The 1,265-nt window shown below is 62.8% G+C and carries 1 protein-coding gene; it reads left to right on the top strand.

The window, feature by feature from the left end:
* Window positions 1-70: 70 nt before the first annotated feature.
* A protein-coding gene (locus CRM90_RS29975; protein WP_102810452.1) for an IS3 family transposase occupies window positions 71-1,233 on the top strand; the annotation gives its coding sequence in 2 pieces (ribosomal slippage) (window positions 71-355 and window positions 358-1,233; 1,161 coding nt in all).
* Window positions 1,234-1,265: the final 32 nt, after the last annotated feature.

Below are 1,265 nucleotides of genomic sequence, written 5' to 3'. Positions count from 1 at the left end.
GGGTCTGCTGCACGAATAGGTGACATCTGAGTTGGCTTGCCCCGGGTGGGTGGGCTGGAAGGATGTCTTTGTGCCTAGGCCCTACCCCCAGGAGTTCCGCGACGACGTCGTGCGGGTCGCTCGCAACCGCGATGACGGTGTGACGATCGAGCAGATCGCCACCGATTTCGGCGTGCACCCGATGACGTTGCACAAGTGGATGCGCCAAGCCGATATCGACGAGGGCGCCAAGCCCGGCAAGAGCACCAGCGACTCGGCTGAGCTGCGAGAGCTTCGTCGCCGGAATCGATTGTTGGAACAAGAGAATGAGGTCCTTCGCCGGGCGGCAGCGTACTTGTCGCAGGCCAATCTGCCGGGAAAAGGATCTACCCGCTCGTAAGTGAGCTCGCCGCCGACGGGATTCCCGTCGCGGTGACGTGCCGGGTACTCAAGCTCGCCCGCCAGCCCTACTACCGCTGGCGGGCACACCCCATCACCGACGCCGAAATCGTCGAGGCCTACCGGGCCAACGCCCTGTTCGACGCCCATAAAGACGACCCTGAGTTCGGTTATCGCTACCTGGTCGAGGAAGCCCGCGATGCCGGTGAGTCGATGGCCGAGCGCACCGCATGGCGCATCTGCTCACAGCACGGGCTGTGGAGCGTGTTCGGGAAGAAGCGCGGCAAGAACGGCAAACCCGGACCACCAGTGCACGACGATCTGGTCGAACGCGACTTCACCGCTAGTGAACCAAACACGTTGTGGCTCAGTGATATCACCGAACATCGCACCGGCGAGGGCAAGCTCTATCTCTGTGCCATCAAGGACGTGTTCTCCAATCGCATCGTGGGTTATTCGATCGACTCCCGGATGAAGTCGCGACTGGCCACGACCGCGTTGAGTAATGCGGTGGCTCGCCGCGGCGGGGTCGCCGGGTGCATTCTGCACTCCGATCGCGGATCTCAGTTCAGGTCAAGGAGATTCGTGCACGCACTGAACCATCACGGGATGGTCGGATCAATGGGTCGGGTCGGCGCAGCCGGCGACAACGCCGCCATGGAGAGCTTCTTCAGCCTGCTACAGAAGAACGTGCTCGATCGCCGTCGCTGGAACACCCGAGAGGAATTACGGATCGCGATCGTCACCTGGATCGAGCGCACCTATCACCGGCGCCGTCGCCAGGCCGGCCTCGGGCGGTTGACCCCGATCGAATACGAAGCCATCATGACCACACCGGCCAGTCAGGCCGCGTGACCGAAACTGTCACCTGATCGTGCAGCAGACCC

This window comes from Mycobacterium sp. ENV421, from assembly GCF_002887815.1.
Classification (GTDB): Bacteria; Actinomycetota; Actinomycetes; order Mycobacteriales; family Mycobacteriaceae; genus Mycobacterium.
The sequence above is the reverse complement of the archived record's forward strand: the minus strand, read 5'-3'. Positions and strand labels throughout refer to the sequence as shown.